General features: G+C 72.7%; 12 protein-coding genes. 4 read left to right on the top strand and 8 right to left on the bottom strand.

Annotated features, from left to right (window positions below):
- Positions 1–119: 119 nt before the first annotated feature.
- Positions 120–1,013, top strand: a complete 894-nt coding sequence (locus tag O7598_RS19380; protein WP_269692733.1) for an NAD-dependent epimerase/dehydratase family protein — start codon at positions 120–122, stop codon at positions 1,011–1,013.
- A gap of 19 nt (positions 1,014–1,032) precedes the next feature.
- Here O7598_RS19380 and O7598_RS19375 read toward each other — a convergent pair whose 3' ends face one another.
- Entirely contained in the window at positions 1,033–2,265 is a 1,233-nt protein-coding gene (locus O7598_RS19375) for a glycosyltransferase (RefSeq protein ID WP_269692732.1), read from the bottom strand.
- A gap of 41 nt (positions 2,266–2,306) precedes the next feature.
- Complete coding sequence (locus O7598_RS19370) at positions 2,307–3,437, bottom strand: aminotransferase class I/II-fold pyridoxal phosphate-dependent enzyme (protein ID WP_269692731.1); 1,131 nt, start codon at positions 3,435–3,437, stop codon at positions 2,307–2,309.
- Between the two features lie 216 nt (positions 3,438–3,653).
- Here O7598_RS19370 and O7598_RS19365 point away from each other — a divergent pair, with 216 nt between their 5' ends.
- The gene (locus O7598_RS19365; RefSeq protein WP_269692730.1) at positions 3,654–4,670 is read left to right on the top strand and encodes a DUF389 domain-containing protein; all 1,017 of its coding nucleotides are present in this window, start codon (positions 3,654–3,656) and stop codon (positions 4,668–4,670) included.
- Positions 4,671–4,674: 4 nt separating this feature from the next.
- On the opposite strand, the gene O7598_RS19360 is transcribed toward O7598_RS19365, so the two are convergent.
- From O7598_RS19360 to O7598_RS19350, 3 genes are all read right to left on the bottom strand, one after another.
- Complete coding sequence (locus O7598_RS19360; RefSeq protein WP_269692729.1) at positions 4,675–5,757, bottom strand: GNAT family N-acetyltransferase; 1,083 nt, start codon at positions 5,755–5,757, stop codon at positions 4,675–4,677.
- 125 nt (positions 5,758–5,882) lie between these two features.
- Complete coding sequence (locus O7598_RS19355; protein ID WP_269692728.1) at positions 5,883–6,314, bottom strand: hypothetical protein; 432 nt, start codon at positions 6,312–6,314, stop codon at positions 5,883–5,885.
- Between the two features lie 22 nt (positions 6,315–6,336).
- Positions 6,337–8,799 (bottom strand): Tex family protein, encoded by a 2,463-nt coding sequence (locus tag O7598_RS19350; protein ID WP_269692727.1) that lies wholly within the window; start codon positions 8,797–8,799, stop codon positions 6,337–6,339.
- A 195-nt stretch (positions 8,800–8,994) separates the two neighbouring features.
- On the opposite strand from O7598_RS19350, the gene O7598_RS19345 reads away from it, so the two are divergent.
- A complete protein-coding gene (locus O7598_RS19345; RefSeq protein WP_269692726.1) occupies positions 8,995–10,452 on the top strand; it encodes a D-glucuronyl C5-epimerase family protein in 1,458 nt (485 codons plus the stop codon).
- A gap of 67 nt (positions 10,453–10,519) precedes the next feature.
- Positions 10,520–12,031, top strand: coding sequence for a deoxyguanosinetriphosphate triphosphohydrolase family protein (locus O7598_RS19340; protein ID WP_269692725.1), 1,512 nt, complete (start codon positions 10,520–10,522; stop codon positions 12,029–12,031).
- Between the two features lie 6 nt (positions 12,032–12,037).
- Here O7598_RS19340 and O7598_RS19335 read toward each other — a convergent pair whose 3' ends face one another.
- The 3 genes from O7598_RS19335 to O7598_RS19325 form a co-directional block, all read right to left on the bottom strand.
- Positions 12,038–13,183 (bottom strand): MBL fold metallo-hydrolase, encoded by a 1,146-nt coding sequence (locus O7598_RS19335; RefSeq protein ID WP_269692724.1) that lies wholly within the window; start codon positions 13,181–13,183, stop codon positions 12,038–12,040.
- A 111-nt stretch (positions 13,184–13,294) separates the two neighbouring features.
- Entirely contained in the window at positions 13,295–14,272 is a 978-nt protein-coding gene (locus tag O7598_RS19330) for an SDR family NAD(P)-dependent oxidoreductase (RefSeq protein WP_269692723.1), read from the bottom strand.
- Complete coding sequence (locus tag O7598_RS19325; protein WP_269692722.1) at positions 14,269–15,453, bottom strand: zinc-dependent alcohol dehydrogenase; 1,185 nt, start codon at positions 15,451–15,453, stop codon at positions 14,269–14,271. The genes O7598_RS19330 and O7598_RS19325 overlap by 4 nt, the downstream gene beginning before the upstream one ends.
- Positions 15,454–15,655: the final 202 nt, after the last annotated feature.

The raw sequence follows: 15,655 nt of genomic DNA, 5'->3' as shown, positions 1-15,655 counted from the left end.
CTGCCGAGGGCGGCCTCGGTGGACGGCCGACGTCATCCGATCGACCGGCCGGTCCCATCGGCTCCAACCCGGTGCCGGCCCGGCAGGAAACGGCCGCGCCGCGTGAACGGGGAGATGCTGTGGCAACGGTGCTCGTCTTCGGTGCCGACGGCTTCGTGGGCCGGCACGTGCGCGTCGCGCTCGCCGGCGAGTACGCCGTCGTCTGTCCGCCCCGCGCCCGGTGTGACCTGGCCGTCGCCCCGGTGGCCGAGCTGGTCGAACTGATCCGGGCCCATCGACCCGTCGCAGTGGTGAACTGCGCGGGCCGACTGGGCGGGAGCGACCACGATCTGGTCACCGCGCACACGCTGGTGACCGCCAAGCTCGTCGAGGCCGTGGCGACCGCCGCGCCCCGTGCCCGGCTGGTCCGGGTCGGCTCCGCCGGTGAGTACGGCGTGGTTCCCACCGGTGTCGCCGTGCCGGAGACCTGGCCCGCCGAACCCGTGAGCGGATACGGGGTGAGTCATCTGGCCGCCACCCGGCTGATGGGCCTCGCCGTCACGGCGGGCCGCCTCGACGGCGTCGTGCTGCGCGTGTTCAATCCGATCGGGCCGGGCCTGTCCCCGGAGAACGTGCTGGGTCGGGCGGCGGGCCTGCTCCGATCCGCGTCGATGCGCGGCGAGTCGGAGATCACGCTGGGGCCGCTCGACGCGTACCGGGACTTCGTGGACGTGCGGGACGTCGCGAGTGCGGTGGCCGCGGTCGTGGCCGCGCCGGCCGTGCCGCAGCCCGTGCTCAACGTCGGCGCCGGCCGGGCGACGCGGGTGCGCGCGGTGGTCCGGACACTCGCCGGAGTCGCCGGCTTCACCGGCGCGGTCCGGGAGGCCGCGCCGAGCGGCGGCGGGCGCCGCTCGGCGGGAGTGCCCTGGATGCGCGCCGACATCTCCGCCGTCCGGCGGCTCGGCTGGAGCCCCAGCCACGACCTGAACGACACGGTGAAGGCGATCTGGGCGGAGGCGGCCGGCGGCTCCTGACCAGCCCCGGTGGTGGTTCTCAGGCCGGTCGGTCCGAGTGCCGCACGGGCTCCCGGGCGGCGGCGGGCCGGGGTAGCGACCGGTCGCCGGCCATCAGCCGCCGGGCCGCCCGGTAGAACTCCGTGCGCCGCGGCGCCAGCCGGTCCACGGCGAAGTCACGGGCGACGTCCAGGTTGCGGCGTGACGCGGCAGCCAGGCACTCCGGGTCGGCCAGGACCCGGCGCAGGACAGCGGCCAGGTCGTCCGGGTCACCGGGGGTGAACAGCATCTGCGGGGGGAGCAGTTCCGGGATGCCGCCGACGTCTGAGGCGACAGCCGGCAGCCCGCGGGCCATCGCCTCGATCAGCGCGCGGGGGAGACCTTCCGTCCGGGAGGGCATGACCAGCAGGTCGGCGGCGTCGAGGTGAGCGCGTAGTCCCTCGACGGTGGGGATCCAGCCGGCGAAGGTGACCCGGTCGCGTACTCCCAGCCGGGTGGCGAGTCTCTCCAGCACCGGTTGGTAGCGGCCGGGACCGATGTGGACGTGCCGGACCGACCTGTCCAACAGTGGTAGCGCCTCGATCAGCGTGTCGATGCCCTTGTAGAGCTGCTCCAGCGATCCGACCGACACGAGCGTCACCGGCCCCTCCGGCGGACGCGGCTCACGGGGCTGCGACACGTACGCCTCGGGTGGCAGGTTCACCGAGCTGATGCCGGTGCCGAGCGCGCCGGGTCGGGTCGGATAGCGGGCCTGCAGGGTGCGGCTCGTCTCGTAGGACACGGCCACCGCGGACAAGCACTGCCGCCGCAGGTTGCGGGTGCTCCACACCCGCAGGAAGGGCCGCAGCGGATGCTCGACCACCCCCGGGGCGAAGACGGCGTACGGGTCGCCGATGACCTCCATGGCGTACGGGAGAGCGCGTCGAGCGATGTGCCGATGCATCAGCGTGGCGATGGTCGACGGCGCTCGCAACAGCACCGCCTCCGCGTCGGCGGCGATCCCCCGCACGGTTCGCTCGATCCGAGGCAACTGCCGCAGGTACTGCTGGGGTCCCTGGTAGTAGGGCAGGGGTGCCACCGTGACCCGGTCGCCGTCCACGCGCAGGGCGTTCGGCGGGACCTCGCCGACATCCCGGGCCCGGGCCACCACCCGGACCTCGTCGAAGGCGGCGAGGTAACGCGACCAGAGTGCGTAGTCGGTGCCGAAGGTGACCCAGAACCGGTTGTCGGGGGTGCGGACGAACCGGCACTCCTCGGTGATGGTCAGGCGCACAGCAGCATCCTTCCGACGGGGAGCCCGGGCGGCTCCGCCGATCACAGGTTGAGCAGGAACTCACTGACGGCGTCGTCGACCAGTTGGGCCTCGGCCGCGGTGAGGCCGGAGCCGCTGGGCAGTGCGAGGCCCCGGTCGAAGAGCCGCTCGGCGGCGCCGGTGGTGACGTGCCGGGCGTCCCGGAACGCCGGCTGCAGGTGCATCGGCTTCCAGACCGGACGGGTCTCGATCCCGTGCCCCGCCAGATGCGCGGCGAGGTCGGACGCGTGCCAGCCGGCCTGGTCCGGGTCGACCAGGATGACGGTGAGCCAACAGTTGGCCCCCGGATCGGCGTCGTTGAGCAGGCGTGCACCGGGGCTGGCGGCGAAGAGTTTGGCGTACCGTTCCCGGGTCTCCCGCCGCCGCGCGATCATCTGGTCCAGCCGACGCAGTTGGGCGCGGCCCAGCGCGGCCAGGAGGTTGCTGAGCCGGTAGTTGTAGCCGACCTCGGTGTGCTCGTAGTGCGCCGCCGGCTGCCGCGCCTGAGTCGCGAGGTACCGGCAGCGCGCGATGAGCTCCTGGTCGTCCGAGACGAGCATGCCGCCGCCGGACGTGGTGAGGATCTTGTTGCCGTTGAACGAGAAGGCGGCGATCCGGCCGAACGACCCGGCCGGCCGGCCCGCGTGGGTGGCGCCCAGCGACTCGGCGGCGTCCGCGACCACCGGCACGCCCGCTGCCGCGCACACCGGAAGGAGGGCCGAGTAGTCGGCGCAGGCCCCGAAGAGGTCGACGGGCACCACCGCGGCGACCTGGGCACCCTCGGCGCGCAGCCGATCCAGGGTCTCGCCCAGCAGCGGGACGTCGATGTTGCCGGTGCTCGGATCGCAGTCCACGAAGACCGGCTCCGCGCCTGTGTAGATCACCGCGTTCGCGGTCGCGGCGAAGGTCAGGGTCGGAACCACGACCACGGTGCCCGCCCGGGCGCCGACGGCGAGCAGCGCGAGGTGCAGAGCCGCCGTGCCGGAGCTCACCGCGACCGCGTGCCGCCGACCCGCACGTCGTGCGATCTCCTGCTCGAAGGCGTCCAGGTCCGGCCCGACCGGCGCCACCCAGCCGGAACGCAGCGCCGACAACAGATACGACTCCTCCAGCGGGCCGATGTCCGGCGGGGACAGGAATACGTGAACGCCCATGACGCTCCAATGCGATGTCGAGGTCGCCACCATTGTTTACCGGAGAGGGGCCCGCCCGGTTACTGTTCGGCGCCTTCGGATAAATGTCTCCGGTGCCGTCACCAAATCGCAGTTCTTTCGTTGGCGGGCGCATTTGCCACGGCATTCGGAAATGCTTTTCTGGTTCCGACGCGGGCGGGCCCCGCCCCGAGGTCGCGTCTCGGGTAGCATCCGCCGGTGCTGCACTTGCGATTGATCGCCCCGACCGACCGCTCGGCGGCGGTGTCGGACTTCCTCACGGCGGATCCCGGCGTCACCCACCTGGTGGTCCTGCCGGGCGCCGCCCGACAACCGGCAGGCGACCTGATCCTCTGCGACGTGGTGCGGGAGAGCGCCGACGGCGTGCTGCACGCGCTCCGGGAACTGGGTATCGAGGAGCACGGCGGCGTGTCCGCCGAGGACGTGGAGATGAGCCTCTCGGCCGCGGCCGACCGGGCCGCCGACGCAGTGCCGGGCAGTGGCGTCGACGCGGTGATCTGGGACGAGATCGCCGCGCAGACCGGTGAGCAGACCGAACTCTCCGGTACCTATCTCGCTCTGATCATCGTCGCCACGGTGATCGCCGGCATCGGTGTTCTCCTGGACCAGCCGATTCTGGTGGTCGGTGCGATGGTGGTCGGCCCGGAATTCGGTCCGCTGGCCGCGCTGTGCGTGGCCCTGATGCGCCGCGACGGCCGGATCGTGCGCTCCTCGCTGCGCGCGTTGGCCGTCGGTTTCCTGGCCGCGATGGTGGTCACCGTCGTCAGCACCTGGGTACTGACCGCCGCCGGCCTGGTGAGTCGGGAGATGCTGCTCGCCGAGCGGCCCCTGACCGACTTCATCTGGCGTCCGGACGCGCTCTCCTGGCTGGTCGGCATGCTGGCCGGCGTCGCGGGCATGCTCTCGCTCACCTCGAAGAAATCCGGGTCCCTGGTCGGTGTTCTGATCTCCGTCACCACAGTGCCCGCGGCGGCCAACGTCGCGGTGGCGGGCGCGTACGGGGTGTGGCACGAGGCGGCGGGCTCGGCCCTCCAGCTCGTGATCAACATCGCCGCCATCGTGCTGGCCGGACTGCTCACCCTGATGGTCCAGCGGTCCTGGTGGGGGCGGCCCCACCGGCGGCCGGTGGAGCGGTTGGTCCCGCGCCGCCGACGACCGCCGGCCGTCGACGGCGCGGATGCGCCGGCGGAGGGCCGTCGGCGCGCGGCGCCGTGACCGGTCAGTGGGCGCCGGGCAGCGCGCACCGGTATTCGGGGAAGAAGTCCGGCGAGGCCGACCACGCCGGGTCCCGCCTGACACCCTCCTCCCGGTGAGCGGCACACAGCCGCTGGTAGACCGGCTCGTCGAGCACCCGGGTGCCGAGGTGGAACGGGACCAGGCCCCGGGGGGCGAAGGCGCGCTTGTAGCGGAAGATGCCGTCGTCCGGCGCGTAGCCGCCACCCAGGACGAACCGGGCCCGGCCCTGGGCCCGCCCCCACCGGCAGATCTCGAACTTGAGCAGGTCGTTCGGTCGCAGGTCGAACGCGTCCCGATCGGTGCCACCGAGATAGGAATAGAGGCTGAGCGCGGACAGCAGCACCAGTTCGGTGGAGACGACACGCCCCTCGTGCAGCGCGTGGAAGAACGCGAACTGTCCCGGCATCTCACGGACGATCGTGGTGAAGAACTCGCGCGGGAAGTAGTAGCCGCTGGCCGCCGCGCGCCGGTCCATGGTGCTCGCGTAGATCCGCAGGAAACTGTCGAGCCGCGCGCCGTCGAGATCGACCTCGACCGTCACCCCGCTGCGGCGCGCCTTGTTCACGTTCTTCCGCACCTTGTGGTCGAACTCGCGCCACATCTCCTCGTCGCCGATGTCGAGGTCACGCACCACGTTGGTGAGCTTCTGCCGGGTCGGCCCGGGCGGGGACAGCCGCTCCTGCTCGAACAGGGCGAGCCGGGTGACCTCGCTGACCACCCGACGGCGGAGGCAGAACTCGTCGAACGCCACCCAGAACTCCTTCGCCTCCAGCTCACCGACCCCCTCCTGGAAGGCGCCGCCGTAGCCGTACGGGCTGGTGAGGTCGTGATAGCGGCCGGGCGGCACGCCGAGGTGCGGCGCGTCGACCGGGCGGAGCAGGAACGGGTAGAGGACGAAGCCGTTCCCGGTGCGGGCGTACGCGGCCAGCGGCTCGTCCGCCGGCCCCGCGAAGAGCCGGAGGTAAGCCGGGTGGGCGAAGACCTCCCGCCGAGGCCATACCCGGTGGAGGCCGGCCCAGCGTTCGCTGTCCGACGTGCTGCGGGCGTCCAAGATCTCAAGTCGCATCGTCGGCGTTCTCCCGCCACCGGAACGCGGCCGCCCGGGCTGGCGACTGACACGCGTCGTCACTGCTGGTCAACGAGGGCGGGTCGGGGAGGTGTCGGCGGTGGTCGAACCGGCCCGCCGCCGAACTATCCCCAGTCGTCCCCCGCCTCGAGCCGTCGGCGCAGCGCGTCACGCAGCGGCATCGACTCGCCGTCCCGGCCACCCCGGCCCAGCACCAGCGGCGGCGGGTCCGGCTGCGGATCCGCCCCGAGGAGCCGGGAGCGAAGGCTCGCCGGGACGGTCAGCAGGTGGAAACGGCCGGCCCGGTCCACCGCCCGCGTGCACGCTCGATCCACGTACCAGCCGGTGAGCCGGGTGCGGTACCGGGCCTGCCCGTCGTAGGACCGGGCGGTGAGCCGGGTGGGACGCAGCCCTCGGCGGGCGGCCTCGGCGGCGAATGACGCCACCAGTGCCGTGGCCTCGGCCTGCTCCGCAGCGCGTTGTCGCGCCTCAGCATCGGCGTGCGCACGCACTGCGCGGCGTTGCCGCTCCTGCCACCCGAGACCCTCGTCCGCCATGCCGTCACGCTACGCCCGAGGTTCAGGCCAGACCGGCGCGGCGCAACGCCTCCGCCATGGCGTCGTTGGCGGGTGCCGCGGCGCCGCCGCCGCGTCCCGACCGTTGTGCCGGGCCGCCGCGCTGGCCGCCCCGGTCGCCGCGCTGGCCGCCCCGGTCGCCGTGCTGGCCGCCGCGCTGGCCGCCCTGGCCACCGCGCGGACCGCCGCCCGTCGCCCGTTCCCGCCGCCCGTCGCCGCCGGCCGGCCGGCCACCGCCCGGCGGGGCCTCGTCGTCCAGCCGCAGCGTCAACGAGATGCGCTTGCGCGGCACGTCCACGTCGAGCACCCGGACCTTCACCACGTCGCCGGACTTCACCACGTCGCGCGGGTCCTTCACGAAGGTGTGCGACAGCGCCGAGACGTGCACCAGCCCGTCCTGGTGCACGCCGACGTCGACGAACGCGCCGAACGCGGCCACGTTGGTGACCACGCCCTCCAGCACCATGCCCGGCGTCAGGTCACCGATCTTCTCGACGCCCTCGACGAACGTCGCGGTGCGGAACTCCGGCCGCGGGTCACGGCCCGGCTTCTCCAGCTCGGCCAGGATGTCGGTGACGGTGGGCAGGCCGAACCTGTCGTCGACGAAGTCGGTGGCCCGCAGACCGCGCAGGATCGCCGACCGGCCGATCACCGCGCGCAGGTCCTGACCGGTGGTGGCGAGGATGCGGCGCACCACCGGGTACGCCTCGGGGTGCACGCTCGACGAGTCGAGCGGGTCGTCGCCGCCGGGGATGCGCAGGAAGCCGGCGCACTGCTCGAACGCCTTCGGCCCGAGCCGCGCCACCTTCTTCAACTCGCCCCGGGTGCGGAACGGCCCGTTGGCGTCGCGGTGCAGCACGATGTTCTCGGCCAGGCCGGCGCCGATGCCGGAGACCCGGGTGAGCAGCGGCGCGGAGGCGGTGTTGACGTCCACGCCGACCGCGTTCACGCAGTCCTCGACGACGGCGTCGAGGGAGCGGGACAGCTTCACCTCGGACAGGTCGTGCTGGTACTGCCCGACGCCGATGGACCGCGGGTCGATCTTCACCAACTCGGCGAGCGGGTCCTGGAGGCGGCGGGCGATCGAGACCGCGCCACGCAGCGAGACGTCGAGGCCGGGCAGTTCCTGCGAGGCGTACGCGGACGCGGAGTAGACCGACGCGCCGGCCTCGGAGACCACCACCTTGGTCAGCTTCAGCTCGGGATGCTGCTTGATCAGGTCACCGGTCAGCTTGTCGGTCTCCCGGCTGGCGGTGCCGTTGCCGATAGCGACCAGCTCGACGCCGTGCGCCGCGGCCAGCGTGGCGAGGGTGTGCAGCGACGCGTCCCACTGCCGGCGCGGCTCGTGCGGATAGATGGTGTCGGTGGCGACCACCTTGCCGGTGGCGTCGACCACCGCCACCTTGACCCCGGTCCGCAGGCCGGGGTCGAGGCCCATGGTGGGCCGCGCGCCGGCGGGCGCGGCGAGCAGCAGGTCGCGCAGGTTGGTGGCGAAGACCCGCACCGCCTCCTCCTCGGCCGCCTGCCAGAGCCGCATCCGCAGGTCCGCGCCGAGGTGGATGAGGATCCGGGTACGCCAGGCCCAGCGCACGGTGTCGGCCAGCCACCGGTCGCCCGCCCGCCCCTGGTCGCTGACGCCGAACCGGCCGGCCACGACGGCCTCGTAGCGGCTGGGCCCGGCGGCCGCGTCGGCGTCGTCGTCGGCCTCCGGGGACATGGTCAGCTCCAGCACGCCTTCCTTCTCGCCCCGGAGCATGGCGAGGATCCGGTGCGAGGGGAGCTTCGGGTACGGCTCGGCGAAGTCGAAGTAGTCGGCGAACTTGGCGCCGGCGGACTCCTGGCCCTCGCGTACCCGGGAGACCAGCCGGCCCCGCGACCACATCTGCTCGCGCAGCGTGCCGATCAGGTCGGCGTCCTCGGCGAAGCGCTCGATCAGGATGGCCCGCGCGCCGTCCAGCGCGGCGGCCGCGTCGGCCACGCCCTTGTCGGGGTCGACGAAGCCGGCGGCGGTGGCCCGGGGGTCCTGCGCCGGGTCGGCGAGCAGCGTGTCGGCGAGCGGCTCCAGCCCGGCCTCGCGGGCGATCTGCGCGCGGGTCCGCCGCTTCGGCTTGTAGGGCAGGTAGATGTCCTCCAGGCGGGACTTCGAGTCGGCGGCGAGGATCTGTGCCTCCAGCGCCTCGTCGAGCTTGCCCTGGCCCCGGATCGACTCCAGCACCGCGGCGCGCCGCTCGTCCAGCTCCCGCAGGTAACGCAGCCGCTCCTCCAGCGTGCGCAGCTGCGCGTCGTCGAGGGTGCCGGTGGCCTCCTTGCGGTAGCGGGCGATGAACGGCACGGTGGCGCCGCCGTCGAGCAGTTCCACGGCCGCGCGGACCTGACGCTCGGCGACGCCGAGCTCCTCGGCGATCCGCTGGTGCACAGACTGAGTCACGATCTTGATCCGCCTTCTCCGGTGGGTTCCGCCCTGCATTGTGCCGCCCCCCGCCGAGCGCCGTCTCGCTGCCCAGCCTCTCGCGGGGGCAGTGGCCCGCGCGTCGGCTCAGACAGCGGATATCACTTCTCTTTCACATTCACGGGTTTGTTGAGCAAATTGCGTAACGAGGGTGGGAAACACGGCTTGCGATTGCTGGAATGCACGGGAAAGGTCTCGACGCTAGGAGGTCGCATGCGAATTCGGACGCGTTGGCTCCCGTGGCTGGCGGTGTTGCCGGCCCTGATTCTGGTGGAGACCCCGACGGTGGGCGCCGCCGCCGGGTCCCCGGTCGAGCGTGCTGTGACGATCAGCGGCTACGCCCGGGACGGGTACCTCCCGCGGCTGTTGCCCGGCAGGGTGTCGCCGACCTGGCGACCGACGACGGTGCCGAGGACCGACCCGCAGCCGCACGACACGAGCGGCGTGCGGCTGTACGAATGGCAGGGCTCCCTGTACGACCATCCGGTGGTGCAGGCTGACTGGGGGCTCGACAACCTCAACGCGTATCAGCTCACCGGCGACCGCTTCTTTCTCGACCGAGCCATCGCCCAGGCGCAGCGGAACCTGGACCGGAAGGTCGAGTCCCGTGGCGCCTGGTGGTACTCCTATCCGTTCGACCTGCCCAGATGCACCGGCCAACTGCTCAAGAGCCCCTGGTACAGCGCGATGGGTCAAGGGGAGTTGCTCAGTCTCTTCGTCCGGTTGTACGAGGTCACCGGCCTGGCGAAGTGGCGTTGGGCGGCCGACCGGACCTTTCTGAGCCTGACCCTGGAGCCCCAACTGGGCCTGCCCTGGGTGAGCTGGACGGACGCGAACGGATACCTGTGGCTGGAGGAGTACCCGGACAGCCCGGGAGTGCAGGGGGAACGGGTGCTCAACGGCATGATCTACGCCTTCTACGGGGTCTACGACTACTGGCGGATAACGCGGGACAGCCGTCCGCTGAGCATCATGGACGGTGCGGCGACGACGGTGCGCCGGTACGTGCCGGCCGCTCTGCGCGTGCCGCAATGGGCCAGCCGGTACTCAATCGGGTGCATGCGGTCCTACCCGAGCTACCACCGGGTCCACACCCTGCAGATGCTGTCGCTGCACCAGCTGACCTACGCCGGGGTGTTCGCCGCGTACGCCGACATGCTGCGAGCGGACTACCCGTACCCGGTGGTGAACGGCATTGTCCGGTTCGAGCCCGGTACGCACGTCGCCTACCGGTTCGACGCGTTGGGGCAGATCGTCGCCGAGAAGTCGATCAGGCTGGTCAACATGTCCACGGCCAGTGCGGATCAGCGGATTCGACTGAACGGCCGGGGCATCTACTACCACATGACCAACGGAGTCTTCGCCGACATGTTCGTTCCCGAGGAGGCCGAGCACCGGTGGCTCACCGGGAAGGTGGTGGAGCACACATACACGCCCACCCGTCCGCTCACGGTCCAACCCGGCACGTACACCGGTTACGCCTACGACACTCGATGGAACGTGGTCGGGCACAAGACCGTCACCTTCCCGCGTGCCTCGGCTGCGCCACTCGGAGCCAGCGCCTGGATCAACGGCGTCCTGAACTACCAGGTCACCGCCGGGACCTACCTCGGCTACTGGCTGCCCGCCGTGCCCGGCTTGGTGCTCGCCGACGCGGCCTCGGTGACCTAGGGTCCGCTCAGCGGCGGGTTGCCCTCCGTCACCACATGCCGGAACCGGCTGCGCTAGCGTGGCGATCATGGAGGTACCTGCGGATCCGCGGGCCCGGCGGCTCTTCGGGGGCAGCGCCCGGGCGCTCGGCGACCTGGCCGCCGGCCCGTTCCGGGCCGACCGGGACCGGATCGTCTCGTCGCCGTTCTTCGCCCGGCTCAACGGCGTCACCCAGGTGATCAGCCCGGGCGGCTCGGGGCTGCTGGTGCACAACCGGCTCACCCACAGCCTGAAGGTGGCCCAGGTGGCCCGCGCGATCGCCGAGCGGCTGACCGCCGACCCGGCCCACCGGGACCTGCTGGAGAAGCTGGGCGGCTGCAACCCGGACGTGGTGGAGGCCGCCGCGCTCGCCCACGACCTCGGGCATCCGCCCTTCGGGCACCTGGGGGAGCGGGTTCTCGACCGGCTGGCCCGGCAGCGGCTCGGGCTGCCGGACGGCTTCGAGGGCAACGCGCAGTCGTACCGGATCGTCACCAGCACCGAGATCCGCGGCGCGGCGACCACCGGGCTCGACCTGACCGCCGCGGTCCGGGCGGCGATGCTGAAGTACCCGTGGACCCGGCTGGACCACCCCGACCCGCACCCGCGGCATCTCGACCCGGCGCCGCGGGGCGCGGCGGCGCCGCCGGACGACCCGGAGAGCGGGTCGGTGAAGTTCGGCGCCTACCGGACCGAGGTGGACGACCTGCGGCAGGCCCGGGAGCCGTTCGCCGGGCGGATCCCGGACTGGCAGCAGACGCCGGAGGCGTCCGTGATGGACACCGCCGACGACATCGCGTACGCCATCCACGACGTGGAGGACTTCTATCGCGTCGGGGTGCTCCAGCAGGGCGCGGTGGCGGCCGAGCTGATGGCCTGGCAACGCGAGAGCGGCCACCTGCGGTCCATCACCGCCTCGGCGCTGGACACGGCGGGTCGACGCCCCGGTGCGGCGATCGAGCGACTGCGCCGCCAGTTGCACCGCAAGGACGGCTGGATCGCCGACGACGAGGCGTTCGCCGCGGCGGTCGAGCACGTCCGCGAGGAGTTGGTGGAGGGGCTGCTGGCGCTGCCCTTCGACGGCTCGATCGAGGCGGAGCAGTACGTCGCCCGGTTCTCCGCCCGCTGGTCCACCCGCTTCGTGGACGCCATCACGGTGACCCCGGAGCCGGACGTGCGTTCCGGGTACGTGCTGCTCGGCAAGGCGCAGTGGCACGAGGTGCAGGTGCTCAAGTTCGTCCACCACCGGTTCGTGCTGGCCCGCCCCGATCTGGCCCTGCACCAGCGCGGCCAGGCCCGGCTGCTGGACACCCTGGTCGAGGCGCTCTGGGAGTGGCTGCTGGATCCGGAGGAGGAGTCCCGGCTGCCCCGCCGGCTGCACGACCTGGTCGAGCTGGCCGAGGCGGAGTTGCACCCGCGTACCCCGGACCGGATCGGTCGGGCCCGGGGGCGGGCCATCGTCGACTTCGTCGCGCAGCTCACCGACGGTCAGGCGGTGGCGATGCTGGACGCCCTGTCCGGTCGTTCGGGCGCGCTGTGGACGGACGCGTTCGTGCTCTGACGCCGTTCAGGCGATCGCCTGCCACCAGCCGTCCACCGCCGGTGGCTCGTTGACCACCACCCGTTCCCCGGGCCGGGGCACGGCCAGCCGGACGTCGCGGGCCTTGGCCTCGGCCCAGAGCCGGTCCACCGGCTCCGACCAGTCGTGCAGGGCCAGGTTGAAGGTGCCCCAGTGCACCGGCACCAGCAGTTCGCCGCGGACGTCGAGGTGGGCGGCGACCGCCTCCTCCGGGAACATGTGGATGTTCGGCCAGGCCCGGTCGTACGCGCCGATCTGCATGAGCGTGACGTCGAACGGGCCGTGCTCGGCGCCGATGCCGGCGTAGCCGTCGAAGTAGCCGGAGTCGCCCGTGTAGAAGACCTTGCGCGTCGCGCCGGCCACCACCCAGGAACTCCAGAGCGTGCCGTCGCGGCGCAGCCCGCGCCCGGAGAAGTGCTGCGCGGCGGTGGCGGTGAGGGTCAACCCGCCGACCCGGTGGCTCTCCGACCAGTCCAGTTCCACGATGCGGTCCGCCGGGACCCCCCACCGTTCGAGGTGGGCGCCGACGCCGAGCGGCACCACGAACGGCGCGGACTGGTGCGTGCGGAGCCCGCGGACGGTCGCCATGTCCAGGTGGTCGTAGTGGTCGTGCGAGATGAGGACGGCGTCGAGGCGGGGCAGCTCGTCCAGGCGGACCGGCGGCTCGTGGATGCGTCGCGGGCCGACCAGCGCCGACGGCGAGCACCTGTCGCTCCACACCGGGTCGAGCAGCACCCGGCGTCCCTCGATCTCCACGAGCGTGGAGGCGTGGCCGTACCAGACCACGTTCAGCTCGCGGGTCGGATCGGCCGGCGCGCTGTCGGCCGGGCACAGCAGCGGCACCGCGCTGCCCGGTCGCCGCTTCTGCTTGCCGAAGATCAGCTCTCGGACCAGGTTGCGACCCGGGTCGGCGACCATCGTGGCGTTCCTGCCGGTCGGGTTGTGGAACGTGCCGTCGCGGAACCGCGGCGACCGGGCCGCCCGCTCCGCCCGCGCGCCGCTGAGCCGCCCGCCGAGCTGGGCCGGTACGTCGCGCGCCGCCCACGCCAGCCCGGCGACGGCGGCCAGACCGGCGATCCGCCACCCCCGCCCGCCGCCCGCCCGTTCGACGTCCCGCTCCACCGGTTCCCGCATCGCTTCCGCCCTCCGCCGTGTCCCGCGCTCTACACGGTAGTCACGCATCCCACCGCCCGCCCACGCGAATCCCGCCGTCGCCGCTTGTCGGGAATCGCGTGGGCGGGAAGGTCACTTCCCGGCCGACCCGGATCGGGCCGCCGGGAGCGATCGTCGAAGCCCGCGTCGCAGGGTCGAGCCCGCCGAGTCGCCGATCGACCGGGCCAGCCCGACCAGGTCGGGCAGCCACCCGCCCCGCACCGCCTCGCCGGCCGGGTTCGGCTCGAACACGACCCCCGGGTTCGGCGGCGTCGGCCGGTTCGTCAACCCGCCGGCCCGCATCAACGGCCCCACCAGCACGTCGTAGACCGCCGGTAGCGCGGTGAAGCCGACCCGCATGACGAGGTTGACCCGCCCCACCGAGATCTCCCGGCGGGGCTTGTCGGCGCAGTGCGCGATGGCCCGGGCCACCCGCTCCGGGGTGGTGATCGGCAGCGGCGGCCGGCCGATCCTTCCGAGGTAGTTCGCCGCCTGCTGGTAGACCGGGGTGTCCACGCTGCCGGGCGTGACCAGGCAGACGTGCACCCCGCGCAGGTCCCGCGACTCCTGCTGCAACGCCCGCGCCAGGCCGTGCAGCCCCCACTTGCTGGTCACGTATCCGCTCATGTAGGGCGCGGTGATGTGGCCCAGCACCGATCCGGTGAGGATGAGCGTGCCGCCGCCGGCTGCCCGGAAGCGCCGCAGCGCCACCCGCGCGACCCCGGCGGCGGCCAGCAGGTCGGTGCGCACCACCTGGTCGAAGACCTCCGCCGGGATCTCCTCGAAGCGCCCGTACGCCATCACCGCCGCGGTGTGCACCCAGACGTCGAGCCCGCCGAACTCGGCGACCGCGACGGCCGCCAGCGCGTCCAGGGCGTCCGGCGCGGTGACGTCGGTGGGCACGGTGCGGACGTCCGCCGCGCCGGCGTCGGCGCACTCCCGGCGCACCTGGGCCAGCGTCTCGGGGGAGCGGGCCGCGAGGACCAGCCGGTCCCCGCGGCCCGCGAACTCCCGGGCCGCCGCCCGGCCGATCCCGCTGGTCGCGCCGGTGACGACCACCGTCCGGGTCACGGTGCGAGCACGACCTTGACGCAGCCGTCCTCCTTCTTCTGGAACATTTCGTACGCCTGCGGCGCCTGCGCCAGCGGCAGCCGGTGGGTCCGCAGGTCCTCGACGCCCAGCGGGTCGTCGTCGCCCTCCAGCAGCGGGATGATCTCGTCGACCCAGCGCCGCACGTGGCACTGCCCCATCCGCAGCTGGATGCCCCGGTCGAACATCTCCATCAGCGGCATCGGGTCCTGCTCGCCGCCGTACACCCCGGAGATCGACACGGTGCCGCCACGCCGGACCGCCTTGAGCGCGGCATGCAGCACCACCAGCCGGTCCACGCCGGCCGCGTCGATCATCGGCTGGGCCAGCTTGTCCGGGAGCAGACCCGCGGCGGCCTGGGCGATCTTGCCGACCGGCGCGCCGTGCGCCTCCATGCCGACCGCGTCGATCACGGCGTCCGGGCCGCGCCCGTCCACCAGGTCGATGAGCGCGCCGGGCACGTCGTCGAGCTGGCTCACGTCGAGCACCTCGATGCCGTGCCGGCGGGCCATCTCCAGACGCTCCGGCACCAGGTCCAGACCGATCACCCGGCCGGCGCCGAGGTGCCGGCCGATCCGGGCGCAGAACTGCCCGACCGGGCCGAGCCCGAACACGGCGAGCGTGCCGCCGGGCGGGGTGTCCGCGTACTTCACCGCCTGCCAGGCGGTGGGCAGGATGTCGGAGAGGTAGAGCCAGCGCTCGTCCGCTCCGGTCTGCGGGATCTTGATCGGCCCGAACTGGGCCTGTGGGACGCGCAGGTACTCGGCCTGGCCGCCCGGAACCGAGCCGTAGAGCGAGGTGTAGCCGAACAGCGACGCGCCCTTGCCCTCGGCGGTGACCTGCGTGGTCTCGCACTGCGCGTAGAGCTGCCGCTCGCACATCCAGCAGTGCCCGCAGGAGATGTTGAACGGGACGACCACCCGGTCGCCCTTCTTGAGCCGGGTCACCCCCGACCCGACCTCCTCGACGATGCCCATCGGCTCGTGCCCGAGCACGTCGCCGGGCTTCAGGTACGGCCCGAGCACCTCGTACAGGTGCAGGTCGGAGCCGCAGATGGCGGTCGAGGTGATCCGGACGATCGCGTCGGTCGGCTCCTCGATCCGGGGATCCGGGACGTCCTCGACCCGGACGTCACGCTTGCCTTGCCAGGTCAGTGCCTTCATGCCTGAATGTCCTCCCTCGGTGCCGTCCATGGGACTGCTACCCGCGAGAAGTCACTTGAACCGGCGGCGCCCGCCGTCACCCATCGCCGCCGCCTCGCAGCCATCCCGCGCGGGCCCGGCGCGCTGGTGCGGGCCGGCCCGGCGGGTGCCTGGAGAGTGCCGGGAAACTTGATGACGAATGTGGTTCAGCCCTCGGCTAGCC

The organism is Micromonospora sp. WMMC241, from assembly GCF_027460165.1.
Lineage (GTDB): Bacteria > Actinomycetota > Actinomycetes > Mycobacteriales > Micromonosporaceae > Micromonospora > Micromonospora humi.
The sequence above is the reverse complement of the archived record's forward strand: the minus strand, read 5'-3'. Positions and strand labels throughout refer to the sequence as shown.

Excerpts from the sequence above, each read along its gene's own strand:
- O7598_RS19345 (WP_269692726.1), top strand. The coding sequence starts at position 8,995 with ATGCGAATTCGGACGCGTTGGCTCCCGTGGCTGGCGGTGTTGCCGGCC.
- O7598_RS19360 (WP_269692729.1), bottom strand. The coding sequence starts at position 5,757 with ATGCGACTTGAGATCTTGGACGCCCGCAGCACGTCGGACAGCGAACGC.
- O7598_RS19340 (WP_269692725.1), top strand. The coding sequence starts at position 10,520 with ATGGAGGTACCTGCGGATCCGCGGGCCCGGCGGCTCTTCGGGGGCAGC.
- O7598_RS19325 (WP_269692722.1), bottom strand. The coding sequence starts at position 15,453 with ATGAAGGCACTGACCTGGCAAGGCAAGCGTGACGTCCGGGTCGAGGAC.
- O7598_RS19370 (WP_269692731.1), bottom strand. The coding sequence starts at position 3,437 with ATGGGCGTTCACGTATTCCTGTCCCCGCCGGACATCGGCCCGCTGGAG.
- O7598_RS19350 (WP_269692727.1), bottom strand. The coding sequence starts at position 8,799 with ATGCAGGGCGGAACCCACCGGAGAAGGCGGATCAAGATCGTGACTCAG.
- O7598_RS19355 (WP_269692728.1), bottom strand. The coding sequence starts at position 6,314 with ATGGCGGACGAGGGTCTCGGGTGGCAGGAGCGGCAACGCCGCGCAGTG.
- O7598_RS19335 (WP_269692724.1), bottom strand. The coding sequence starts at position 13,183 with ATGCGGGAACCGGTGGAGCGGGACGTCGAACGGGCGGGCGGCGGGCGG.